The sequence below is a fragment of the Paludibacter jiangxiensis genome (genome assembly GCF_001618385.1).
Taxonomy (GTDB): Bacteria; Bacteroidota; Bacteroidia; order Bacteroidales; family Paludibacteraceae; genus Microbacter; species Microbacter jiangxiensis.
The window spans coordinates 570,852-592,849 of sequence record NZ_BDCR01000004.1 but is presented as its reverse complement, the minus strand read 5'-3'; the positions used below and the strand labels follow the sequence as shown (position 1 = coordinate 592,849).

Below are 21,998 nucleotides of genomic sequence, written 5' to 3'. Positions count from 1 at the left end.
TAAACAGGTTCTTTTTCATTCTTTTCAGGCTTGGGAGACGGCTAAAATGCCGGTCGAAGATTATCCTAAACGTTCATTCATCTCTTTTTTCAACATGTTGAGAGCGATGTCGAGAGTGGTTCCGCTGGCAGCATTATAAGTTTCGATAATAAGTTGTGCCAATGCGATACCCGATGATCCGGCCGGCAAACGCGTCGCGCAACTGTTGACCAGTTGCAGCATGCTTTCTTTGGCATTTTTCACCATAATCCAAACGTCGTTACCGACATACAGTTGTTGAGATACGTTGTGCTCGTATTCGTTGCGTATAATTTCGAGCAACTGACTTTGAAGTGCCGTAGCGGTCAAAGTTGAGCACGGTTGTCTCATGACAAGATTGTCCGGAATCATTCTTTCAATGAAAAGGGTGAGCCTTTCGTAAGCCTGCAACCTTGCCGGAGTAATAAGTTGTGCCGAAGTTCGCAAAAATTCGTAACGACGATGTTTTTCGTTTTCGTTATGCATTTGCTTAATGACAACATATGTGGCAAATACAACAAGCGCTGCCGGTAAAGTGTATTTTAGTATGTCGAGAAGAATGTCCATCTGATTTACGATTTAATCATTTACGATTTACAATTTTCCAAAGGCCAGACTGAGCCTCAAGATGCGGGCTTTTCGCCTCCAAATTCTTAAATCGTCTTTTCGATATTATAATTGTTGCGCTCGGCTGAGTTTCTGGATACGAGTTCGCCTAAAAATCCGGCAAGAAACATCTGAGTACCTAAAATCATGGTGGTGAGTGCCAGATAAAAATAAGGCGTTGAAGTAACAAGCGGCGAACGGGTTCCGGTTGAAAGAGCGTACCACTTCATTCCTCCGACAACCAATACTGCAATAAATCCGAGCAGAAACATTACGCTGCCCCAAAAGCCGAAAAAGTGCATCGGACGTTTGCCGAATTTTGCCAGAAACCAGAGAGAAAAGAGATCGAGGTATCCATTCACAAAACGGTTCAATCCGAATTTTGAAGTGCCGAATTTGCGAGCCTGATGTGAAACTACTTTTTCTCCGATTTTTTTGAATCCGGCAACTTTCGCCAGATAAGGAATATAGCGGTGCATTTCGCCATAGACCTCAATGTTTTTTACAACTTCGTTGCGATAAGCTTTGAGACCGCAGTTCATATCGTGCAGTTTCAGCCCGGTTACCTTGCGTGCCGTAGCATTGTAAACTTTCGAAGGAATATTTTTAGTCAGAGTACCGTCATGACGCTTCTTCTTCCATCCTGATACGAGGTCATATTTCTGATTGACAATCATATCGTAAAGTTCGGGGATTTCTTCAGGACTGTCTTGCAAGTCAGCATCCATAGTGATTACAACATCACCCTGAGCCATGTCAAATCCGCAGAAAAGAGCCGGCGATTTGCCATAATTGCGACGAAATTTGATGCCTTTGACAACATCGGGTGCCTTCTTTTGTAGTTGTTCGATTACTTTCCACGAATGATCGGTGCTGCCGTCGTTGATAAAGATTATTTCGTAACTATAGTTATGTTTTGTCATAACTTTTGCAATCCAGTCAAACAGCTCCGGAAGCGATTCTTCTTCGTTGTAAAGCGGTACTATTATTGAAATATCCATATTTTAAAATCGAAATGGTGTGTGATTTTTTATGAGTTATTGAAATGGGTTTGCTTTGCGTTGAACAAAACCTGCGATGATGAGTGAAATGATGCAACCACCCAAAATGAATGACACAAAAAAGTCGCTTATCACATAAAAGTGAGGTTGCATAATTTTGTCAAGCATATTAAGGTTTTCGGCTGATACGTTGAATTTTTCGTACATCACTTTCGCAGCTTCCGCGGCTTGAGCGAGAATATCCTGATTAATAAAGCGGAAATACACAAACTGAACCAGCTCTACTATCATTCCGGAAAAGAAATAAAGTCCGCAGCCGAGCCCCCAGGCAGCGCCGAGGCTAATGGCTCCGTTCAGATGTTTGTCCCTGTAATTTTTGATAACATAATAAATTAATACGGGTATCCCAAACAGCATGATGAACGATATAACCGAGAACAGGGCGAGGTGAGTTAATCCTAAAAAGAATCGTAAACAAATATAAACTCCTAAGTATAAGCCATATTGCATGGCATATTTTGTTTTGCTTGGTTCCATTTATTGAATCAGTATCTGTGTCGTTTAAATAAAAAAATCCCTACTTTTTAACGTACAAAAGTAGGGAAAATTTTTTGCAATATGTGTGGTTTTTCTCGTCTGCCGGCTGAATCCGTTATAGCAGGGTTCATCCTAATCGGCAACGGTATAAATGGCCGCCATGCCGCATTTTCTGACACATTTACCACATTGAATGCATTTGGAACGATCAATCACCGGTAAACCGAATTCGGTTTGAGTGATGGCTCCTGTAGGACATATATTTATTAAAGGGCATCTATGGTTTTGAGGACATAGATTGCTGTCGATTACCAACGCCATATTTTCTATTTTACTGCTTCTGCTTTCTTTAATAAGACTTCATTAATTGCCTGATTTAAGGTCTCTTTGGGGAGCGCACCCATTGCCATTTGCGGTTTTTCTCCCATCGGGCAAAAAAGAATGCTGGGAATGCTTTGTATTCCGAACAGGGCTGCAAGCTCCTGTTGTTCTTCGGTGTTGATTTTATAAAAATCGACTTTGCCGGCGTATTCATGCGAAAGCTCTTCCATTATGGGTGCAAGCATTTTGCAGGGGCCGCACCAGTTGGCATAAAAGTCTATGATACACGGTTTGTTACCCAGAAAAACCCAATCTTTAGGATTTTTCTCGAAGTCCATTACTTTGGTAAGAAAATCTGCTTTTGTTAGTTCTATTGTTCCCATTTTATTTTCTGTTTGTTTGTTGTTTACTGTTTTTGTTTCTTTTTTTGCACTGCACGATAGTGTCGTGAATGCCAATATGATGCTGAATAATAATGTACGGGTCATATGAATTCGTGTTTGAAATTATTCTGTTGTCTCAGTTTTCTCCTTGCCTTTCTTTTTGTCTGGCTTGCCCATGCTGAATAGCAGACCTCCCATAAGTGCTCCGTAAAGCGTGCTATTGACCGGCGAGCTGGTGATGGGGCAGTGTCCGGACGAGCATCCGACGAACTTCCAGTAAAGAAATCCTCCTATTGCCCCTACAGCAATGCCTGCAACTATCAGGATGTTCTTTTTTATGAATTGAAGAATTTTTTGTCTCATTGTGTATATTGTTTAGAATGTCAATGGTTTGGCTTTAAATGAGTAGTTTGAGTATTTCCGGTACACAAAGTTGATATCCGGTTATTTGTTTTTGGACTTTGTCGCCTGTTTCGGTCAGTACGAAGAACATATTTCTTTTGTCTGATTTACCAAGTTGACGCTCAAGCAGTCCTTTGTCTTCAAGAGACTTAATGACTTTGGATGTTTGTGAACATTGCATCCCAGCGGCTTCCGCAATCTCGGAAGCACATAATGATTGCTTGTTCAGTGTACAAAGAGTCATCGCTTCGTTCAGATTTAATCCGAACTCTTGTATCAGCTGCTGTTCACATTCTCCTATGGCTTTGTAAATATTGCGCAGGGTGCATATACAGTTTGATCTTTGCGTGTCGTTCATTTTGCTTCTATTTTGATGCAAAGATAATATGATAATTTCCAAAATAAATAATTTCCAGTGGAAAATATTTATAAAAAAATAAAACAGAATAGCCAATGTTAGATATTCTGTTTTATTTCAGATGTTTATATTATAATGAATTGAGAATGCTCTTGACTTTTTCAGAGATCAATCTGCCTTCAGCTTTGCCTGCCAGTTGTTTGCTTGCAACGCCCATTACTTTGCCCATTTCTTTAGGTCCGGTAGCACCGACCTGAGCTACAATTGCCTGAATGGCAGCGGTCAATTCTTCGTCACTCATTTGTTGTGGAAGATAAGCTTCGATAACGGTGGCTTCTGCCAGTTCGGTTTCAGCTAATTCAGGACGACCTTGCTCTGTGTAAATAGAAGCGGAATCCTTACGCTGTTTTACCATCTTTTGCAGAATTTTCACTGCCTGTTCGTCAGTAAGTTCTCCATCCGATCCTTTGGCTGTTTTAGCTTCGAGGAATTCTTTTTTTATTCCACGGAGAGCTTCCAGTTTTACTTTTTCTTTGGCAAGCATTGCAGCCTTAATGTCATCACTTACTTTTTCAAAAAGTCCCATAATGTTTATTTTTCAGGTTATTATCCTTGTATAACGGATTAAAATTATTTTTGTTTGCGCAGATATGCAGGCGTATTTTCAATTTCAGACAAGGTGTCGTCATTTTCAATATCTTCCAGCATGAAACTTAACTGTGACATGTCTTTTTTTACTGTATTGCCGTAGAATCTGTCCATTTGTTTGTGAGAAGGCTGCGGTTGTTGTTCAGCCTGAGGAGTAGGGGTCGGAGCTGCAACAGGTGCTGGTGTGGGTGACGGTTTTGGCGCTTCCACAACGGGTGCAGTTGCTATAACAGGACGAACTATTTCCAGTTCAGGTTCTTTCGATTTCTTTGCAAAATGAAGTTCTTCGATATTCTTGTCTCCAATCATATCGGGAATCTGATCGATGCCGAACCCTGTAGCTATAATTGTAATTTTCACCTTGTCTTCCAGTCCGTCTTCGAAACTTGCACCCCAGATAACTTCCATATCCGAACCGGTAGATTCCATGAAGCGGTTGATTTCGGCCACTTCTTCCATCTTGATTTGGTTCGAGTTGGAACAGTAGACATTCAGCAATATTTTCTTTGCACCGCGTATATCGCTGTTGTTGAGCAGTGGAGAGTGAAGTGCATCCTCGATTGCACGGCTTACACGGTTTTCACCTTCTGCAAAACCGGTGTTCATGATGGCAACGCCGCCTTCTTTCATGATGGTGTAAACGTCGGCAAAGTCAACGTTGATATATCCGGGAACAGTAATGATTTCGGCAATTCCTTTTGCAGCATTGGTCAATACATCATCGGCCTGAGCAAATGCATTCGAAAGTTCAAGATCGGGATAGATCAAACGGAGCTTTTCATTGTTGATTACAAGCAGTGCATCAACGTATTTTGCCATTTCGTCCACACCGTCCAACGCCTGAGCGATTTTCTTCTTTCCTTCGAAAGCAAACGGGATAGTGACGATCCCTACCGTCAGGATGCCCATGTCTTTAGCAACCTTTGCAACAACTGGCGCAGCTCCGGTTCCTGTTCCGCCACCCATCCCGGCAGTGATAAAAACCATTTTGGTGTTGGAACTAAGCACTTTTTCAATGTCGGCTAACGATTCCATAGCAGCATCTTTAGCGCGTTCAGGACGCCCACCGGCACCTAATCCTTCGGTAATTTCCGCACCAAGCTGAATCTTAATGGGTACGGGCGACTTTTGCAGGGCCTGGTTGTCGGTGTTGCATACAATGAAAGTTACGTCGGTGATGCCGCGGTGAAACATGTGGTTTACCGCGTTGCCTCCGCCACCTCCTACGCCGATTACTTTAATGATAGAAGTGGTTTCCATCGGAAGGATGAAATCAATTAAGTCGTTGTCCTGTCCCATAGTATTGTTGAGTTATGATTTTCAATTCGTTAGAATTAATTTTTGTTTTCGTTCGAAGATTCCTCTTCTTCACTGAATAGATTTATTAAGCTATTGGCAACTTTGCCTCCGATTTTGTTGAAAACGTTGTTGCGCTTGATTTTTGGCGGTTTGGCTGGCTTTTGCGGTTTTTCCGGCTTGCCAGTCTCAACAGCTTTCTCTTCTTCCTGATAGGCACAATCCATGTCAGCAGACAATAAGATTCCGATCAGAGGAGAATAACGAATGTCATAAAAACGTTCGTTGGTACCATCTTCCAGATGTAGATTGTGCGTTCCGATACGAACCGGTAGCTGAGTCTTTTGTTGTATAAGAGCATCCAGATTTTGCAATTTGGATGCATTCCCGGTGATAATAATGCCTGCGCCCAAATGTCCGGCTAATCCTGATTTTTGAATATGAACAAAAATCAGATCCAGAATCTCGCCAGCACGTGCTTCGGTAACCATTGCCAGAGTTTGAAGCGGAATCCGTTTCGGCTCCATTCCTGGTATTTCCGATTTTATAGTGATGCGTTGCGATGGATTTACAGTAGATCGTATTGCATTGGCAAACTGAATTTTTATTTGCTCGGCAATAGTTTCCGGTAGTTCGAGACTGGTAATATCTTTAGTGATATTCTTGCCGCCTAATGGAATTACCGATAAATAACGCAGGTAACCGTGGTGGAAAATAGCAAGCGAGGTGCAATGAGCACCGAAATCAACTAATACACAGCCCTGCTCTTTTTCAATGTTGGATAAAAGAGCGTCGGCTGTGGTTACAATTTGAATAGGAGTGTTGACCAGTCCGTATCCTGTTCGTTCAATACAGCGCTCAATATTGGTTTTGAGTTCGGGTTTGCCTAATATAACACGGTAGTTTGCCACTATCTTTTCGCACAGACAACCAATTGGTGATGGTTCAATTTCATCATCAACTTTGGTTTCCTGCATGTAGACTTCATAAATGGCGCCTTGTTCTGTTTTTGCGTCTTTCACTTCACTAATCATTTCGTGAAGTAGCACGTCTGTAACTTCAGCCCCGCTGTTCAACTGACGTCCGTTGGATGCTTTCAGCGTTTTAAGAGAACGTCCGTTTAATCCTACATATATCTGCCCGATATCACGTCCGATTCGGTTTTCCAGAAGCTTTAGCAGGCGGTTTACAACAGCGCTGGCACTACTGGGGTTGATAATTTCCCCATAGCGGACACCTTCCGAATTGCCGGTTTCGACACCCAGGATTCGTAGCTGACCCTCTTCGTTTTTCTGAACGGCCATTGCTGTAATTTCGGAACTTCCGATATTAAGAGCAACATATATATTGTTTGTATCCATATTCTTTTTCTTCCTTACCTTAATTCTTATTGTATTGGTTCGCTACCTTCCACTTCCTGCTTCACTGGTACCGGTTCGTCCGATTTTTTCGAACAAATTACTTTGTCCCTGTATTGCAGGTCGATATAGGAATATCGGTTCCACCCGATTGTGTTAAAGGCTTTGTTGTAAAGCTCCATCAGCTTGCCAAGCTTTTGTTCATATCTGTCTACAGATCCTAAGTTGATAATGTAGTCGCCGACTCTGGGTACTAATTCCACTGTAGAATCGTTTTGTACATAAATTTGTTCCACCTGCGCGTTCCAAAACTCATTTCCCTGAAGAAAACGGATGAAAGGAAATAGCTTGTAGTGGATATATGCTTGACTCACAGTTCCCGATACGATAGGTACATATGTTGAATATCCGGGTACAAAAGGCATCTTGTGAAAATCGTTGTCCAAATAGTAATTTTCGGTCGTCATCACATGTACGATAGGCTGTCGTTGCCAGACACTGATTTTTACATTTCCGTCAAGCGTTTTGTAGCAATCCACCTTATCAATGTACGGGTTTTTTCTGATTTCCCGTTCAATTTTTCCGATATCGATATGCTTCATCGTTTGGCCGACCAGATTTAGGTTGCGGCTCTCAAGCAATCGAAATACTTCTTTAGAGGTAATAAAACCAATTTTAGAACTGTCTTCTACAGTAACCTGTACGCCATGACAAACCTCTGTCGATAATCTGCCTGAAAACGAGATTCCGGCAAAAATCAAGTAGGAAACGACTAATAAACAGCCGATTGAAATGAATACTATTTTCCAGCGAATTTTCATAATATAGAAGACAAAGATAGAAAAAAGTCTATTGTGAGAGATGTTAATATTAAGAAAAAACAACATGGATCTCATTTTTATTGTTGGTGCATTTTAAATAAAACCGGGTTTGGAGATAAAGTCTTTTGTAATTGAGCGTTGTCTCCATTTTAGTTTTGCTATCGTAAATCGAAAAACATTCGTACTTTTGTGTCTTAATTCATTTAATGCGCATTTCCTTTCAGATGGAATTCAGATATCATACTTTCCGATGTTTTATAGTTTTAGTTTTCAGTGTTTTGCTGATAGCTTGTGCCAACAGGGGGATGGGACCTACCGGTGGCCCCAAGGATATTACGCCTCCGGTTTTGCTGAGAAGTGTCCCTGCTGTGCAACAAACAAATGTGACAGCGAAGCATATTGATCTTTATTTTGACGAAATAGTTCAATTGACTAATCCGTCTGAAAAGGTAGTTGTTTCTCCGGCGCAGATTGAACCGGCAACGATTAAAGCTATTGGCAAAAGAGTGTCGATTGTTTTGAACGATTCTCTCAAGGCAAATACAACGTACACAATTGATTTCGGAGGATCGTTGGCTGACAATAATGAGAAGAATATCCTAAAAAATTTCGCATTTAGTTTTTCAACAGGTGCGTCTATTGACACGATGCAGATTGCTGGTACGGTTCTGGATGCTCACACGCTTGATCCTGTTGCGAATATTATTGCCGGGATTCATCAAAATGTAAACGATTCTGCGTTTACACATATTCCATTGTTGCGAGTTGCAAAAACCAGTGAAAAAGGAACTTTCTCAATCAAGGGGGTTCGTAACGGAAAGTACCGGGTATTTGCTTTGAATGATCAGAATGGTAATTTCTTCTTTGATCAGCCAGCCGAAGGTGTGGCGGTGTATTCCAATCCCGTTCAGACATCTTTTAAAATGGATGTGCGGAACGATACTATTCGAACAGACTCGGCTAAGATAGATACCATAATGCAAGTGAATTATGTCCGCTTCTTGCCGGATACGCTTGTTTTGCGCTATTACAAAGAAGAATTTTCGCGTCAGCGCTTAGTGAAGAGCGAACGATTAACCCAGGATAAGATAACACTCTTTTTTGGTGCTAAAAATGACACGCTTCCGGTTCTTAAACCATTGAATTTTAAATGGAAGCAGCCTCCATTGTTGCAACGTAGTATAAAAAATGATACTTTGTCTTATTGGATCAAAGATACAATTGCGGCTAGGATGGATACGCTTAAAATGGCATTGTATTATCACAAATCGGATTCCGTGGGCAACCTGATTGCTGCCACAGATACTCTTTTATTCAAATTTCATCACCCTAAAAAGACTTCTGTAACGACGAACAGCAAAGCGGGGAAAGAAACTAAGAAGAAAATTGAAACGTGGAGAATTAACGCCGATTTGGGGCAGGATGTAGATGTTGATAAACGCATTTATTTCAAATTCGAGTCGCCGGTGGTGAAGATCGATTCATCCATGCTTCATTTCTACGTTAAGGTGGATACGCTTTGGAAGCCTGCGGTCATTCATCTTAAACGGAATGACGATGTCGGACTTGTTTATTCTATGACGTATCCATGGAAACCTGACACACACTATAAACTGGAGATGGATTCGGCGATGTTTACCAACTGGAAAGGTCTGGTGAACGACACTTACAAGCAAGCCTTCAGAGTGAGGGCTTTGGAGGAATATTCCTCTCTAATTGTCAACCTTATACCTTTTGTTGAGCATGCTGTATTAGAACTTCTGAATAGTAAAGATGAAGTGATCAAAACCCTGAAAGCAAAACCGACCCAGAATACATTCAGTTATTTACTCCCTGGCGATTATTACTTGCGGATGTATATCGACGCAAATGATAACGGGCACTGGGATACCGGTAATTACAAGCTGAAGCGTGATCCGGAACAGGTCTATTATTTCCCGTCAAAAATCACGTTGCGGGCTAATTGGGATATTGAGCAGGATTGGAATCCAACAGAAATTCCACTTGATAAACAAAAGCCAAGAGAGCTTGTAAAGAAGCCTGAAAAAGATAGTAGCGGAAGTCGCTAATGGATATCAAAACAAACCCCGAAGAATTTTCTAAATTTCTTCGGGGTTTGTTTTGATGTGGTATAATCAATATCAGAAAGCGAGTGGTTTGAGCTTAAGTCCGGTGTTTTCGGGAAGCCCGAAAATAAGGTTCATGTTATGGACAGCCTGTCCTGAAGCTCCTTTCAACAAATTGTCGATTACGGATATGATAAGCAGTTTATTGCCATGCTTTTCCAGGTACAACACGCATTTATTGGTGTTGATTACTTGTTTCAAATCAGGGTTGCTGTCAGCAATAATGGTAAACGGATGGCCAAGATAATAATCGCTGTACAATTTTTTCGCTTCTTCGATAGTAAGATCACATTCTGTATAAACCGTAGCAAAGATTCCTCTGGCAAAGTCTCCGCGCACAGGGATAAAGTTAATCGGAGCGTCAAATGATGATTGCAATTGCTTTATCGATTGCGTTATTTCGGCAAGGTGTTGGTGCTCGAATGCTTTGTAAACTGAAATGTTGTCGTTTCTCCAACTGAAGTGTGTGGTAGAACCTGGTTTAACCCCGGCTCCTGTAGAACCCGTAATGGCGTTCACATGCACTTCGTTCAAAGAGCCGTTTTGTGCTAAGGGTAATACAGCCAACTGAATAGCAGTAGCAAAGCATCCTGGATTGGCGATGTGTTGAGCTTTGATAATGGCCTCACGGTTAAGTTCAGGGAGTCCGTACACAAAATCGTGGTCATCTCTTTTTGCCCGGTAATCAGTTGATAAGTCAATGATTCTAAGGTTTGCAGGCAATTCATGACTGTCTATGAATTTTTTTGTGTCACCGTGTGCCGTGCAGAAAAAGAGCAGGTCGATCGCGGATAACAATTCCAGACTATCGGTAAAAACAAGATCGGTTTCTCCGAGCAAACCGCTGTGTACAGCCGTGATTTTATTTCCTGCATTACTCCCGCTGTGCACAAACGTAATTTCCACCTCCGGGTGATTGATAAGTAATCTGAGCAATTCTCCGGCTGTGTAACCGGCACCGCCAATTATTCCAGTTTTTATCATAGTGTTGGTATTATGCGTTTATAAAAAAAATATTTTTCCGGTACATTATTACTGCTATCCAAAGAAAGAGTAGGAGATATGTAACGGCGTAATAGCTGAATTTCTTGTTTTTATGACGAATAGTGTACATCAGTATCCAGTTGATAAACACTCCGCCCATTAATTCAAAAAGGTGTAACCGGATTTCCGGAACACGTCTTAACCCGTTTCTTGCAGCTCTTTTATCCCAGAAAAACAAAATGCCGCTAAGCACATTGACGACCCCTAAATATAGAATAACATATTGACTCATTAGTCGTTGAGTAGATCCGGTCTGAGGCGTTTAGTTCTTTCCATGGACTGTTGAAATTGCCATTCATGAATCTTTCTTTCATGTCCCGACAGCAGAATTTCCGGCACTTTCCAGCCATTAAAGTCAGCTGGCCTTGTATAAACCGGTGGCGCCAGTAAGTTGTCCTGAAATGAATCAGAAAGGGCAGATTGTTCGTCTCCGATAGCGCCTGGAATTAAGCGAACGATAGCGTCGGTCATCACCGCAGCTGCCAATTCGCCACCCGTTAATACATAGTCTCCGATGGATATTTCTTTGGTAATCAGGTGATCTCTTACGCGTTGATCAATGCCTTTATAGTGTCCGCACAAGATGAGTAAATCGCCTCCCATCGAAAGCCTGTTGGCCAGTGGTTGCGCAAATTTTTCCCCATCCGGCGAAGTGTAAATTATCTCGGCGTAGTCGCGTTCTTCCTTTAGTGCTGTGATTGCTCTGAAAATCGGCTCCACCTGCATTACCATTCCGGCTCCTCCGCCAAATGCATAATCATCCACACGGTGATGCTTCTTATCCTGCGAATAATCACGCAGGTTATGTACCACAATTTCAACTAAACCGTTGTCTTGGGCACGTTTTACAATAGAATGATTCAGAGGACTTTCTAATAATTCGGGAAGGACTGTGATAATATCAATGCGCATATCTGCAATTTTGATGCAAAAATAGCGATTTTTTGACGGGAAAGCAATTGCTTAAATAGTTTGCAATTTCAATTCGGCCTTTGAGCGTAACGTGCTATCCAAATTGATTTATAAAGATAAATCTCTTGCAACAATGCTCATTGATCGTTTATAGCATTGTTGCAAGAGATTAAAAGTGTGTTTTACAGTAAGTCGGTAAACCAGTGCAGATATGCAAATTGAGAACTGAGGCTTACCAATAAAAACAGACCGGCCAACCAAAGCAACAGAGCTACCCATTTTGAAGTAGAAGATAGATGTGCGTCGCCCGATAGCACTTTTATGGCAATGTAAAATAGCATGTAGACAGGGACTCCGATTAAAACCAGAAGAGCCACAAGCACCATAGCAATGTTGCCGGTACTCAGAAAACATGCACTGACAGCCTCATTCGGGAAATGGACAAAAAACCATGATGGTTCAATAAGCGAGAGTATTAATGCAATCACCAGCCCCATAACTATGATGGCACCAGTAAGGCCAACAACTCCTGCGATGAAAGCAAATAAGCCTTTGAAAAATCCCCGGGCAACACGGTTTGCTGTTGAACCGACCTCTTGAACTCCGTGCTGAAATTCGTTTGATCGTACGTATCCTTCAACATTGTCTTTTACACGGTAGGCTTCAGCTTTGATTTGCTCTTTTTTTTTATCAATATTCTCGGGTTTCACATAATCCTGAAACCGTTCTTTTACCTTGTTGGCTTCAGCTTTTATGTTTTCAATTGTAACATCAATGCCTTGCATCTCCATGCGTTGAGCAGTGGTTTCTGCTTTGGGGATAACAATCCAAAGGACAAGATAGATAGGAATAACGGTTCCAACTCCGAAAATAACCAATAGAGCAAAAATAATTCTCAACCATACCACATCAATTCCTAAGTATATGGAAAATCCGCTTAAAACACCGCCTAAAAGTGCTTTTTCGGGATCCCGGTAAATGCGTTTCGAGGATGAATGATAATAAGTCGAAGTTGACTCTTTCTTTTCTTCCGTTCCGGGTTCTTCTTCTCCATAATCGGAAGGGCGTCCCATTATCCCAATTATATCATTGACGAGTTCGATGGTAACCACTTGTCCTGATTTATTGAGCCGTTCTGTAAAGAGCTCGGCAATTCTGGCTTCAATGTCAGTCATAATTTCCGACTGTCCGTTTTCTTCCTGTAAGTGCTTGGATACAGCATCAAGATATTCACTTAAAGCCTGATATGCATCCTCATCAATTTGGAAAACAGTACAGTTCAGATTGATAGAAATTGTCTTTTTCATAATGGCGGTAGTTTTTTAGTCTTGCTGACTTTTTATATATGCAAAATTAATTCTTGTGTTGATAAAATATTCTTTAGTCGTTCGCATTGTTACGGATGGCCTCAATTGTTTCGGATAGTTCGTCCCATGCTTTTTCCAGTTCCAGTAAGAATAGTTCTCCTTTTTCTGTTAGTGAGTAATATTTTCGGGGAGGCCCCTGCGTGGATTCTTCCCACTGATAAGCTAGCAGATCACTATTCTTTAATCGCGTGAGTAACGGATAAAGGGTTCCTTCAACTACAATGATTTTGGCTTCTTTGAGTGCTGTGATAATGTCTGAAGCATATGATGGCTTTTTGTCCAGAATTAACAGAATGCAATATTCAAGAATGCCTTTTCTCATTTGAGATTTTACATTATCTGCGTTCATGTTGTTCTAATGTTTGATTTTTAATCGAATAAAGTGATATGTGTCTCCGTTGATTTCTTTTTACAGTACAAAGATAATGCAAAAAATAGTACATTGCAATACATAGAACTATATTTTTTCATTTATGTGGAAAAACAGGTCAATTGTAAAACTTTGCAAAATGTTGTTTGAAACATATAAATGGACTTGCTTTGCTCGTTTTTTATGTATAAATTTGCGCCCATAAATGAATAAAAATTCACAATGGGAAAGAAAGACCGTTTAGACAAAATCAAGGAGATTATCGTTTCTTTCAATATCAGCAGTCAGGATGAATTGCTGAATGTGTTGAAAACAAGTGGTTTCGATTTGACTCAGGCCACGTTGTCCCGTGATTTGAAGCAGCTGAAAGTTGCAAAAATTCCGACTGTAAGTGGTTACCGTTACTCTCTTTCGAGTAAAGTGGTTGAGTATGGCCGCGCAAAAAGTAATACAAAATCAACAAGCCGTATTCCCGGAGGCATCCTTTCTATTGACTTTACAGGTACAATGGGAGTGATAAAAACAAGTCCCGGTTTTGCCAGTGCTTTGGCTTGGAGTATTGATAATTATGCAGACAACCGGATTTTGGGAACTATTGCGGGTGACGATACCATTTTTCTGGCTCTTAATGAGAAATCATCCAGACGAGAAGTGCTTTCCCTATTGTCAGAGCTTTTTCCTGAAATAAAAGCAGAAAAAACGACGTAAAAAGCAAATGTTCATTGAAAAACAGAGGGCAGTTTGTAGCTGCCTGAGTTATTATCAAGTTTCATTCCTATAAATGTAAAATACAAAATGTCAGAAGGAGCAAAAGTTGAAATTGTGGTTGCCAATGAAAGCCATTTAGAGTATGTAAATACTATATTGGATACTATTAGTGCAGCAGCCGCAAAAAGAGGAACCGGTATTGCTAAGCGTTCGCCCGAATATATTGAAAAGAAGATATTGGAAGGAAAAGCTATAATTGCATTAACCGAAGATGGTGAGTTTGCAGGTTTTTGCTACATCGAAAGTTGGGGCGATAAGCAATTTGTCGCTAATTCAGGTCTTATTGTTGTTGAAAAATTCAGGGGACAGGGATTGGCAAAAGCGATTAAGAAAAAATCGTTTGACTTGTCGAGAGAAAAATTTCCAAATGCAAAATTGTTTGGATTAACAACAGGACTGGCGGTTATGAAAATCAATTCCGAATTGGGTTACAGACCTGTGACTTTTTCAGAACTCACCCATGACGAAGCCTTTTGGAAAGGTTGTGAAGCTTGCGTGAATTTTGATATCCTGAAGCGCAATAACTATAAAATGTGCTTGTGTACAGGTATGCTGTATGATCCGGAAGAGCATGCAACAGAAAAGAAAACGCAAAGTGCATGGAAAAAAGTGTTCTCTCAGCTTTTTCCAAAGCCCAAAAAGAAGGCCGACAAGAAGGTGGTGAACGTAAAAACAAAAGAATAACGAACTATCCTTCGCTTTCGAATATACGATAAAAATATTACTATAATGAAACGCTCGTGTTTCAAGCATATCCAACAAGATGTTAATGTTGTAACATGGAGTTCCATTTGACCGTTAAAAAATAAATTATAAACAAATGAAAGAAAAAGTTGTTTTGGCATTTAGTGGTGGTTTGGATACTTCCTTTTGTGCCAAGTATTTATCGGTAGAAAAAGGTTATGAAGTTCACACTGCGATTGCAAATACAGGAGGTTTTTCTGAAAAGGAACTGAAAACTATTGAGGAACGTGCCTTTAAACTTGGAGCAGCTACTCATGCTACGCTTGATGTTACCAAGGAATATTATGAAAAGAGCATCAAATATATGGTGTTCGGGAATGTACTTCGTAATGGTACATATCCTATTTCGGTAAGTTCTGAGCGCATTTTTCAGGCAATTGCAATTATTGAATATGCAAAGAAAATTGGAGCTAAATATGTAGCACACGGAAGTACCGGTGCAGGTAACGATCAGGTTCGTTTTGACCTTACATTTCAGGTTTTAGCCCCTGAAATTGAAATTATTACTCCGACTCGCGATATGACCCTTACCCGTGAATATGAGATTAATTATCTGAAAGATCACGGTTATGAGGCAGATTTTACAAAGATGGAATACTCTATAAACAAAGGTTTATGGGGAACCAGCGTAGGAGGTAAGGAAACATTAAAATCGGATCAAACCTTGCCTGAAGAAGCTTATCCAAGTCAGATTACAAAGAACGATGGTGAATTACTGACGATTGATTTCAAAAAAGGCGAAATTTGTGGTGTAAACGGAGTGACTTTCGAGGATAAAATCGAAGCTATTCGTGCTGTTGAAACCGCCGGAGCAGCATATGGAATTGGTCGTGACATGCACATCGGAGATACAATTATCGGTATTAAAGGACGCGTGGGGTTTGAAGCAGCGGGTGCGCTTTTGATCATTAATGCTCATAAAATGCTGGAAAAGCACACTCTGACCAAATGGCAACAATATTGGAAAGATCAGTTGGGCACCTGGTACGGCATGTTCCTGCATGAAGCTCAATACCTTGAGCCGGTAATGCGTGACATGGAGCAGTTTTTGGAAAGCACCCAGCAAAATGTAACCGGCACTGTCAAAATACAGCTGCGTCCTTACAGTTATACATTGATAGGTGTTGAAAGCTCGTTTGACCTTATGAAAACGGATTTTGGAGAATATGGCGAAGTAAATCGTGCATGGTCAGCTGATGATGTAAAAGGTTTTACCAAGATTCTTGCCAACCAAATGAAGATTTATTATAACGTACAAAAAAGAAACGAAAAATAATAACTCAGAAAATTCGTGCAAAAATCAGCAGCTTTTCCAGGAAAACTGCTGATTTTTTTTGTCAAAACGATAAAATCGTTAGTCTGGGATAAGAACTCAACGAAAAAAATAGTATGTTTGCTTAAACTTAATAATTCAATTATGAGTTCACGCGTTAAATTAACTATTCAAGGTCTTATAAGCAGTAAAACGCAATACAATACTTATGCGTTGGTCTTGGGAGATGAGAGCCGCAAACGTCGTATTACAGTGATTATAGGACATGCAGAGGCGGAATCTATAGCATTGCAATTGCAAAATATAAAAACCCCACGTCCAATGACTCATGACTTGATGTTGAATGCGTTATCCGGATTTAAGATTGAATTGGTGGAGGTAAATATTCACCATTTTGAAAAAGGTATATTTCATTCGGAGCTTCTTCTTCTGAGTAATGAAAAGACTCTTGTTGTTGACGCCAGAACATCCGATGCCGTTGCTTTGGCAATAAGAGCATCGTGTCCCATATTCATCGAGCAGGATTTGTTCGATCAATATTCCATATCGTTGGATGAAGAAGAAAAAGAAGCGGAAGTAGCAGAAGAGGCTGATCAGGCAGTTTATGAGGAGCCATCGCTTGAAGAGCTCGAAAAACGCTTGCAACATGCTATTGCCAACGAACAGTATGAAGAAGCTGCCCGTCTTCGGGACGAAATAAACCGCAAAAGAAATCCTAAAGATTCCAATCAATAAAATTTAGTAATGAAGAAAAATTCGATTCTGCTGCTTGGTGCTTTAATGTGTGCCGTAAGTATCCATGCAGTATCTATAGTTCGTGTGACTATAGAAAATCCATCAGTATGGGCGCAAAACAATGTTCCTGTAGTTGTGCCTGTCAGTAAATTAAGTGCGAAAAGCGGAGCAAAAGTTGTATCTGCTGCAGTTGTTGTGAATAAAAAGCAAGTACCGTCTCAGTTAGATGACCTGAACCGTGATGGCTCTGCTGATGAATTGGCCTTTCTGGTCAATTTGCAACCAAAGCAAAAAATAACAGTATCGGTGAAAGTTGCCGCAGATAGTTCTCTTTATAAGCAATTTAAAGAGAAAACACATGCTCAAATGTGGAGAAAAGATAAACAGACCAAAACGATAGTTCCAACTATTGAAGAATCATCAACGACAGGGAATCTATATCAAAGTTTGCACCATCATGGACCTGCTTTTGAGTCGGAATATATGGCCTATAGACTATATTTTGACGAAAAACAGACTGTTGATTTGTATGGAAAGAAAAAGCATCGTCTTGAATTGATGGATACAAAATGGTATCCTACCGACAAGCAAATTGCTGAAGGCTATGGAGATGATATACTGTGGGTAAAAGCTACAGCCGGTTGTGGAACCCTGAAAGGATGGGATGGTGCAAAAGCGACTCATATTTCTCCTGTGAGCAATCGTACAGGCCGTGTTGTCGTGAGTGGTCCTGTGCGTTCAATAATTGAAATGGAAGCCGATGGATGGCAGTATCAGGGCAAATCTATTGACCTTAAACAACGCTATATTATTTATGCGGATCACCGGGATATAGAGGTGCAGGTTATGCAAAATCTACCAACAACGTTGTGTACAGGTGTTCAAACATTTTTTGATGCTTCGGAGAAAATGACAGACGCAAAAGGAGCTGTGGCTATATGGGGAACTGGTCTGCAGTATCCTGTGACAGACAATCCGAGAACTAAACCTCAAACTGTAGGATTGGCAGTGTCTGTTCCTCTTGCAACATTAAAAGAGTCAACTCAGGACAAAGATAATTTATTACTCTTGCTTGAAGGAAGGGACTTTACATACCATATTACCTCGGCTTGGGAGCAGGAGGAAGGTGGTTTTAAACAGTCAAAAAACTTCTTTGATTATGTAAAAAAATGGAATCAGGAACTACAAAATCCGATTAAGGTGACGGTTCTTTTTTATTAATAGACACTGTTTATGCTTAAATGGCCTGGTGGAGTTATCCATCAGGTCATTTTTTATTCTGTTTTTTTTATTGGTATTTTGATGCAAAGAGTGTCTTGGTTGATATTTTTGTAGATTAGTGTTTGATAAATCAATTTGTTATTATTCAGTAGTTTAAGCAGGTGTATCCCTTTACTCCATAGTGAAGTGTCAAAATCAAGATGAATTTCATTTAGAATATTTTCTATGGACGAGTTATAGACAATATGTCCGTATTCACTCTCCACAATAATTCTAAATATGCAGCTTTCATCAGTTGCATGGAAAAGCTGACTTTTCCCAATATTTTCAGTCATATTTATGAGATGTGCTTGAGAAGATGCCAATTATCTTTTATAATTCAGCATAAATTAATAAGATTCCCGTCACTGTATACATAAACAAAAAGAAGCTAAGAATCAGGATGACATTTCTGATTTTTACCTCTTTTCATTTTAGGCAAAACGATCGTCAGTTTGCATTAATTGTCTGTTCACATTCTGCTTTCATGAACGCGTTGCCTGGTTTTTGGAAGGTAGCAGGAGCGACGTCTCGTCGATCCCGCCTACACTAACCAAAATCTAATAACCAAAACTCTGATAAGAGCAAAGATTATTGGGAATAATGTCTTGAAAAAAACTCTTTAAATTTCTCTATGATTATTGAATGTAATTAAATATCCTCAGGGTTTTATCGGAGGATTAGTAGGATCATCATCTCCACCACCAAAAACGACCGCGCCTTTGAAACATCCGAAGGTTAGGGTGAGAAGAACAAAACGTAATGTCTGTATTGTTTTCATAAACAAATTAATGATTATTGTTTCTGTAAAATTATTGGTTATTCGTTGATATTTCATTAAAAAACGACAAAAATCGCATACCTATTTAAGAATTATTACATAATTCATAATGTACAGTATTTTAATGATATACATGGGATATTTGTCTTTTACAGATACCTATTGATAAAATAGGCCATTTTTGCAAGGGAAAAACAGGCTTAAAAATTGGCAAGAAATTCGGTTAAATTAACTTCGTGTGGAATATTGAGCTTCTTGCGTAAGATGGTTCTCCGCATGTTATATGATTTTGGGAGAATATCTAAAAGTGATGCTATAGAGATATTATCGAATCCGGCCAGCAGCAGGCAACAGATTAAAATATCGCTCTCGAGCAAATCTGGAAATGAAGCGGCTAACCGTTTTGAGATATTATTGTAAAGCAGGTCTACATTCTCGATAGTGTTTTTATAAAGAGCAGAGAGGGCTTCGTTTTGTTGGGTAACAAATTCTTTTTTTGTTTTGGTATCTTTGAAGACATCATCTGCCTTAATGAAAGTAGATGCATTTTGCTTCAACAGGCTAATCGCTTTCAGGGCATTTTGTTGTATGTCAAACTGTTTTGCGAGAATGGTGTTTTTTTCCTGTTCTTTTTTTACAAGAGCTTCTTCTTTAGATGTTAAAAGCCGTTGTTGAGTCAATAATTTGCGATGTTGACGATTTTTGAAGATGAAGAATAACATGGCGACACTGCTCAAAAGAAGAAGTAAAACGAGAATCAGAATATTTTTTCTTTGATTGTTGATAGTGAGAGACTGATTTTCAGTTTGGTATTTTTGATAGTTGTACTTTTTTTCTAATCCGGCAAAACTCTCAGAGAGAGATTTTTGATTCAGAGAATCAAGGATAAATGCGTATTTCTTTTCGTAAATAAGGGCACTTTTGAAATCTCCGCGCTTTTCATGCAGGGTTTCCCATAATTCATAGTAGAATTTGATTCTATCCACAGAAGGTGAACCCTTGGATAAATAGTAATGCGCAGAGTCTAATGCCCCTGTTTTAATATAAATTGAAGCCATGTTTATCCATTTGTTATAATCATAGTAGTCTGATGTTTTTGTGGATAAGCGTGAATATTGAAGAGCTCTTGGGTAGTTGCCCATTTGATAGTAAGTATAGCATAGTTGGGTATATGCAGAAGATAATAAAAGAGGTTCATTGGTGTGTTTCGCAAGTTCCTCTGCTTTTAGATAATAAGCTAACGCTCTATCCAGCCGTTTTGACATAGAGCTGTTTATTCCCATATTTAATAAACAAACAACCGCATTACGAGTATCTTTTTGTTTTTGAAACGCCAAATAAGCCAGATTTGCATAGTGATACATGCTGTCCAGTTTGTGCTGACTCTTATACATTAATGATTTTGCATCCCACACGCAAGCCTGAAGTTTAAGGTTTTTACTGTAAATGGCATATTCCTGAGCTTTGAATAAGGCATCGGCTTCTCCTTGTGCATTTCCCTTGCTTTTTTCGCACCTTGATAATAAATACCATGCATATCCGGCATTTATAGGGTCATCTTTTCCATAATGATTTGTTGCGTAACGGATTAAAGTGTCAGACGAAACTTCTATGTCATTTTTTAAAAGAGCTTTATTCCAAAGTACAGCAAACCATGCTTTGTCTCCATTTGCAAGTTGTTTATAGTTGGTGATTTTTTTTAATAGATAGAGAGCACTGTCAGGCTTTATTTGCATAAGACTGTCAGCCCGGGAAAGTAGAAGCTTCTGTTCATGTGTAGAATGACTACATGACACGACTAACAGTGCATACATAAAAAGCAAGCACAGGGAACGGTACATTCAGAATGAATTAAATGGTTATTAATTTTTGGCGGAACAAATTTAGTGAAAATTTTGTTTTCGGGAAATTATATAAGAGCATGGTACAATTTTCCCTGCTGGGTATCTCTTTCTTTCATTCGGCGTTGCAATTTAACAACAAATTCGTAATTCTTTACTTTCCAATCTGGAGCTAAAAGTAAACGGGAGGGAGACAGGGAAGTGAACCGTTCGATAGATATATCAGGATGAAGCAATTCCAGAAAATCAATACACAAATCAATATACTCATCAACAGAAAACAGACGAAACCATTCCGGATGTTTTATGTATTGTTGAGCCATTGTTGTCCCTTTTATTAGCTGGAGCTGATGCAGTTTAATAGCGGTAAGCGGTAGTTTTGATAAGTGCAGGGCATGTGAAAGTAAGGTAGTCCGGTCTTCGCCGGGAAGTCCCAGTATAAGGTGCGCGGCAGTATATATGCCTCGTTCCGCAGTTGCGCGAATGGCATTTTGCGCACTTTCGAAGGAGTGACCGCGATTGATAAAATTGAGCGTTTTATCGCAGGTAGACTCCACCCCGTATTCAATCATTACGTAGCATTTGCGGGATAGCTTTTGAAAATAATCGAGAAGTTCTTCATTAACGCAGTCAGGTCTGGTGCCAATTACAAGGCCGATCACATCAGGATAAGCTAACGCTTCTTCGTATAGACGGATTAAATGGCAGAGTTCACCATAGGTATTGGTATAGGCCTGAAAATATGCCAGAAACTTTTGCTCTTCGTGCTTTTTCCTGAAAAACAAAATGCCTTCAGTTATTTGTTGAGTTACACTTTTATCCTGCATACAATATTCAGGATTAAAAGTTTGATTGTTGCAGTATGTGCAACCCCCAGTCCCTACTTTTCCGTCGCGGTTTGGACATGTAAAGCCGGCATTAATAGAAATTTTCTGAACACGAACACCTAATATTTCCCGGAGTCGTGTTGTGTAATCGTTGTAAGGTAGTGGCATGGGACGGCTTTTAAACAACAACAGAGCATAAGA

The 21,998-nt window shown here is 39.9% G+C and carries 24 protein-coding genes; 6 read left to right on the top strand and 18 right to left on the bottom strand.

Features of this window, described 5'->3' with window-relative positions; genetic code table 11:
- Positions 1 to 60: 60 nt before the first annotated feature.
- The 11 genes from PJIAN_RS12610 to PJIAN_RS12565 all read right to left on the bottom strand — a co-directional run bounded on the left by PJIAN_RS12610 (position 61) and on the right by PJIAN_RS12565 (position 7,749).
- Positions 61 to 585: a DUF7935 family protein gene (locus PJIAN_RS12610; protein ID WP_068705598.1), complete on the bottom strand. Its 525-nt coding sequence runs from the start codon at positions 583 to 585 to the stop codon at positions 61 to 63.
- An 86-nt stretch (positions 586 to 671) separates the two neighbouring features.
- Positions 672 to 1,625 carry a glycosyltransferase family 2 protein gene (locus tag PJIAN_RS12605; RefSeq protein WP_068705596.1) on the bottom strand — a complete coding sequence of 318 codons (954 nt, stop codon included), beginning with the start codon at positions 1,623 to 1,625 and terminating at the stop codon, positions 672 to 674.
- Between the two features lie 36 nt (positions 1,626 to 1,661).
- A complete protein-coding gene (locus PJIAN_RS12600; protein WP_068705594.1) occupies positions 1,662 to 2,162 on the bottom strand; it encodes a DUF4199 domain-containing protein in 501 nt (166 codons plus the stop codon).
- A gap of 132 nt (positions 2,163 to 2,294) precedes the next feature.
- On the bottom strand, positions 2,295 to 2,483 hold the full coding sequence (locus tag PJIAN_RS14815; RefSeq protein ID WP_084252407.1) for a 4Fe-4S binding protein: 189 nt from the start codon (positions 2,481 to 2,483) through the stop codon (positions 2,295 to 2,297).
- Between the two features lie 5 nt (positions 2,484 to 2,488).
- A complete protein-coding gene (gene trxA, locus PJIAN_RS12595; protein WP_068705591.1) occupies positions 2,489 to 2,971 on the bottom strand; it encodes a thioredoxin in 483 nt (160 codons plus the stop codon).
- 18 nt (positions 2,972 to 2,989) lie between these two features.
- Complete coding sequence (locus PJIAN_RS12590; protein WP_068705589.1) at positions 2,990 to 3,229, bottom strand: DUF6132 family protein; 240 nt, start codon at positions 3,227 to 3,229, stop codon at positions 2,990 to 2,992.
- Between the two features lie 34 nt (positions 3,230 to 3,263).
- Entirely contained in the window at positions 3,264 to 3,626 is a 363-nt protein-coding gene (locus PJIAN_RS12585; RefSeq protein WP_068705587.1) for a MarR family winged helix-turn-helix transcriptional regulator, read from the bottom strand.
- A gap of 130 nt (positions 3,627 to 3,756) precedes the next feature.
- Positions 3,757 to 4,212, bottom strand: coding sequence for a GatB/YqeY domain-containing protein (locus tag PJIAN_RS12580; RefSeq protein ID WP_068705585.1), 456 nt, complete (start codon positions 4,210 to 4,212; stop codon positions 3,757 to 3,759).
- Between the two features lie 44 nt (positions 4,213 to 4,256).
- Positions 4,257 to 5,573 carry a cell division protein FtsZ gene (gene ftsZ / locus PJIAN_RS12575; RefSeq protein ID WP_068705583.1) on the bottom strand — a complete coding sequence of 439 codons (1,317 nt, stop codon included), beginning with the start codon at positions 5,571 to 5,573 and terminating at the stop codon, positions 4,257 to 4,259.
- A 35-nt stretch (positions 5,574 to 5,608) separates the two neighbouring features.
- Positions 5,609 to 6,931, bottom strand: a complete 1,323-nt coding sequence (gene ftsA / locus PJIAN_RS12570) for a cell division protein FtsA (RefSeq protein WP_068705581.1) — start codon at positions 6,929 to 6,931, stop codon at positions 5,609 to 5,611.
- Positions 6,932 to 6,957: 26 nt separating this feature from the next.
- A complete protein-coding gene (locus PJIAN_RS12565) occupies positions 6,958 to 7,749 on the bottom strand; it encodes a cell division protein FtsQ/DivIB (protein ID WP_068705579.1) in 792 nt (263 codons plus the stop codon).
- 278 nt (positions 7,750 to 8,027) lie between these two features.
- Between PJIAN_RS12565 and PJIAN_RS12560 the strand changes: the two genes are divergently transcribed.
- Positions 8,028 to 9,818 (top strand): Ig-like domain-containing domain, encoded by a 1,791-nt coding sequence (locus PJIAN_RS12560; protein WP_172795614.1) that lies wholly within the window; start codon positions 8,028 to 8,030, stop codon positions 9,816 to 9,818.
- 72 nt (positions 9,819 to 9,890) lie between these two features.
- On the opposite strand, the gene argC is transcribed toward PJIAN_RS12560, so the two are convergent.
- The 5 genes from argC to PJIAN_RS12535 form a co-directional block, all read right to left on the bottom strand.
- The gene (gene argC, locus PJIAN_RS12555) at positions 9,891 to 10,859 is read right to left on the bottom strand and encodes an N-acetyl-gamma-glutamyl-phosphate reductase (protein WP_068705577.1); all 969 of its coding nucleotides are present in this window, start codon (positions 10,857 to 10,859) and stop codon (positions 9,891 to 9,893) included.
- Between the two features lie 10 nt (positions 10,860 to 10,869).
- A complete protein-coding gene (locus PJIAN_RS15090; RefSeq protein WP_068705575.1) occupies positions 10,870 to 11,151 on the bottom strand; it encodes a DUF1294 domain-containing protein in 282 nt (93 codons plus the stop codon).
- The gene (gene trmD / locus PJIAN_RS12545; RefSeq protein ID WP_068705573.1) at positions 11,151 to 11,831 is read right to left on the bottom strand and encodes a tRNA (guanosine(37)-N1)-methyltransferase TrmD; all 681 of its coding nucleotides are present in this window, start codon (positions 11,829 to 11,831) and stop codon (positions 11,151 to 11,153) included. Before trmD ends, PJIAN_RS15090 begins: the two co-directional genes overlap by 1 nt.
- Before the next feature lie 182 nt (positions 11,832 to 12,013).
- Positions 12,014 to 13,138: a PspC domain-containing protein gene (locus PJIAN_RS12540; RefSeq protein ID WP_068705571.1), complete on the bottom strand. Its 1,125-nt coding sequence runs from the start codon at positions 13,136 to 13,138 to the stop codon at positions 12,014 to 12,016.
- Positions 13,139 to 13,211: 73 nt separating this feature from the next.
- The gene (locus PJIAN_RS12535) at positions 13,212 to 13,547 is read right to left on the bottom strand and encodes a PadR family transcriptional regulator (RefSeq protein WP_068705569.1); all 336 of its coding nucleotides are present in this window, start codon (positions 13,545 to 13,547) and stop codon (positions 13,212 to 13,214) included.
- Positions 13,548 to 13,790: 243 nt separating this feature from the next.
- Here PJIAN_RS12535 and PJIAN_RS12530 point away from each other — a divergent pair, with 243 nt between their 5' ends.
- The 5 genes from PJIAN_RS12530 (at position 13,791) to PJIAN_RS12510 (ending at position 18,309) form a co-directional block, all read left to right on the top strand.
- On the top strand, positions 13,791 to 14,276 hold the full coding sequence (locus PJIAN_RS12530; RefSeq protein ID WP_068705562.1) for an arginine repressor: 486 nt from the start codon (positions 13,791 to 13,793) through the stop codon (positions 14,274 to 14,276).
- Positions 14,277 to 14,363: 87 nt separating this feature from the next.
- Complete coding sequence (locus PJIAN_RS12525) at positions 14,364 to 15,020, top strand: GNAT family N-acetyltransferase (protein WP_068705560.1); 657 nt, start codon at positions 14,364 to 14,366, stop codon at positions 15,018 to 15,020.
- A 136-nt stretch (positions 15,021 to 15,156) separates the two neighbouring features.
- Positions 15,157 to 16,356 carry an argininosuccinate synthase gene (locus PJIAN_RS12520; RefSeq protein WP_068705557.1) on the top strand — a complete coding sequence of 400 codons (1,200 nt, stop codon included), beginning with the start codon at positions 15,157 to 15,159 and terminating at the stop codon, positions 16,354 to 16,356.
- 15 nt (positions 16,357 to 16,371) lie between these two features.
- Complete coding sequence (locus tag PJIAN_RS12515) at positions 16,372 to 17,088, top strand: bifunctional nuclease family protein (RefSeq protein ID WP_153802566.1); 717 nt, start codon at positions 16,372 to 16,374, stop codon at positions 17,086 to 17,088.
- 9 nt (positions 17,089 to 17,097) lie between these two features.
- Entirely contained in the window at positions 17,098 to 18,309 is a 1,212-nt protein-coding gene (locus PJIAN_RS12510; RefSeq protein ID WP_068705553.1) for a DUF4861 domain-containing protein, read from the top strand.
- 1,020 nt (positions 18,310 to 19,329) lie between these two features.
- On the opposite strand, the gene PJIAN_RS12500 is transcribed toward PJIAN_RS12510, so the two are convergent.
- Together PJIAN_RS12500 and mnmL are read right to left on the bottom strand one after the other, a co-directional pair.
- Positions 19,330 to 20,970, bottom strand: coding sequence for a tetratricopeptide repeat protein (locus PJIAN_RS12500; RefSeq protein WP_153802565.1), 1,641 nt, complete (start codon positions 20,968 to 20,970; stop codon positions 19,330 to 19,332).
- Between the two features lie 68 nt (positions 20,971 to 21,038).
- A complete protein-coding gene (gene mnmL, locus PJIAN_RS12495) occupies positions 21,039 to 21,965 on the bottom strand; it encodes a tRNA modification radical SAM protein MnmL/YtqA (protein WP_068705547.1) in 927 nt (308 codons plus the stop codon).
- Positions 21,966 to 21,998: the final 33 nt, after the last annotated feature.

Bases quoted from the DNA above. Each gene is read 5' to 3' on its own strand.
- PJIAN_RS12530 (WP_068705562.1), top strand. From the start codon at position 13,791: ATGGGAAAGAAAGACCGTTTAGACAAAATCAAGGAGATTATCGTTTCT.
- PJIAN_RS12580 (WP_068705585.1), bottom strand. From the start codon at position 4,212: ATGGGACTTTTTGAAAAAGTAAGTGATGACATTAAGGCTGCAATGCTT.
- argC (WP_068705577.1), bottom strand. From the start codon at position 10,859: ATGATAAAAACTGGAATAATTGGCGGTGCCGGTTACACAGCCGGAGAA.
- PJIAN_RS12605 (WP_068705596.1), bottom strand. From the start codon at position 1,625: ATGGATATTTCAATAATAGTACCGCTTTACAACGAAGAAGAATCGCTT.
- ftsZ (WP_068705583.1), bottom strand. From the start codon at position 5,573: ATGGGACAGGACAACGACTTAATTGATTTCATCCTTCCGATGGAAACC.
- PJIAN_RS12590 (WP_068705589.1), bottom strand. From the start codon at position 3,229: ATGAGACAAAAAATTCTTCAATTCATAAAAAAGAACATCCTGATAGTT.
- PJIAN_RS12540 (WP_068705571.1), bottom strand. From the start codon at position 13,138: ATGAAAAAGACAATTTCTATCAATCTGAACTGTACTGTTTTCCAAATT.
- mnmL (WP_068705547.1), bottom strand. From the start codon at position 21,965: ATGCCACTACCTTACAACGATTACACAACACGACTCCGGGAAATATTA.
- PJIAN_RS12520 (WP_068705557.1), top strand. From the start codon at position 15,157: ATGAAAGAAAAAGTTGTTTTGGCATTTAGTGGTGGTTTGGATACTTCC.
- PJIAN_RS12525 (WP_068705560.1), top strand. From the start codon at position 14,364: ATGTCAGAAGGAGCAAAAGTTGAAATTGTGGTTGCCAATGAAAGCCAT.
- PJIAN_RS12600 (WP_068705594.1), bottom strand. From the start codon at position 2,162: ATGGAACCAAGCAAAACAAAATATGCCATGCAATATGGCTTATACTTA.
- PJIAN_RS12585 (WP_068705587.1), bottom strand. From the start codon at position 3,626: ATGAACGACACGCAAAGATCAAACTGTATATGCACCCTGCGCAATATT.
- PJIAN_RS14815 (WP_084252407.1), bottom strand. From the start codon at position 2,483: ATGGCGTTGGTAATCGACAGCAATCTATGTCCTCAAAACCATAGATGC.
- PJIAN_RS12565 (WP_068705579.1), bottom strand. From the start codon at position 7,749: ATGAAAATTCGCTGGAAAATAGTATTCATTTCAATCGGCTGTTTATTA.
- PJIAN_RS12510 (WP_068705553.1), top strand. From the start codon at position 17,098: ATGAAGAAAAATTCGATTCTGCTGCTTGGTGCTTTAATGTGTGCCGTA.
- trxA (WP_068705591.1), bottom strand. From the start codon at position 2,971: ATGACCCGTACATTATTATTCAGCATCATATTGGCATTCACGACACTA.
- ftsA (WP_068705581.1), bottom strand. From the start codon at position 6,931: ATGGATACAAACAATATATATGTTGCTCTTAATATCGGAAGTTCCGAA.
- PJIAN_RS12535 (WP_068705569.1), bottom strand. From the start codon at position 13,547: ATGAACGCAGATAATGTAAAATCTCAAATGAGAAAAGGCATTCTTGAA.
- trmD (WP_068705573.1), bottom strand. From the start codon at position 11,831: ATGCGCATTGATATTATCACAGTCCTTCCCGAATTATTAGAAAGTCCT.
- PJIAN_RS12500 (WP_153802565.1), bottom strand. From the start codon at position 20,970: ATGTACCGTTCCCTGTGCTTGCTTTTTATGTATGCACTGTTAGTCGTG.
- PJIAN_RS15090 (WP_068705575.1), bottom strand. From the start codon at position 11,151: ATGAGTCAATATGTTATTCTATATTTAGGGGTCGTCAATGTGCTTAGC.
- PJIAN_RS12610 (WP_068705598.1), bottom strand. From the start codon at position 585: ATGGACATTCTTCTCGACATACTAAAATACACTTTACCGGCAGCGCTT.